Source organism: Streptomyces alkaliphilus, from assembly GCF_014141535.1.
Classification (GTDB): domain Bacteria; phylum Actinomycetota; class Actinomycetes; order Streptomycetales; family Streptomycetaceae; genus Streptomyces; species Streptomyces alkaliphilus.
In genome coordinates, this window is sequence record NZ_VKHT01001676.1 from 1 (window position 1) to 535 (window position 535).

1 protein-coding gene is annotated in these 535 nt (G+C 80.6%); it reads left to right on the forward strand.

What is annotated here, in order from left to right; all coding sequences use genetic code 11:
* A partial coding sequence (locus FNQ90_RS26275; protein WP_182608571.1) for a CHAD domain-containing protein occupies positions 1 to 433 on the forward strand: 433 nt, incomplete at its 5' end.
* Positions 434 to 535: the final 102 nt, after the last annotated feature.

The window sequence follows — 535 nt, forward strand, 5'->3', positions numbered from 1 at the left end:
GGCCCCGCGGGGACGCCCCGTCCTGGAACGCGCCCTGCGCCGTGAACGCGAGCGCTGCGCCGGCCTGCTGGCCACCGCCCGGGGCGTCCCCGCGGGGCCCGAGCGCGACGCCGCCTGGCACCGCGCCCGCCGGGCCGCCAAACGCGCCCGCTACGCGGCGGAGACCGCCGAACCGGTCCTGGGCTCCGCCGCCCGCGACGAAGCCGCCCGATTCCGCCGTCTCCAGGACCTCCTGGGCGACCGTCAGGACGGTGTCCTGGCTCGTGAGGCCCTCCTCGAACTGGCGGAGGAGGCCGAGGCGGCCGGTGAGTCGGCCTTCACCCACGGCGTGCTCCACGGCCGGGAGACCGCCCGCGCCCGCGAGGCGGAGCGGGCCGCGGGCGCCGTGGAGGAGGCACTCGATCCCCCGCCGGCCCGGGGCCCGGTACGCTGAATGGTCAAGGGCCGTCCGGCACCCGTCGGTCCCCGCCCGCGGCACCCGCGTCGGCGACCCGCCGGACGGCGACCGTCGGTGACCGGCGGCCGTCCCCGGCCC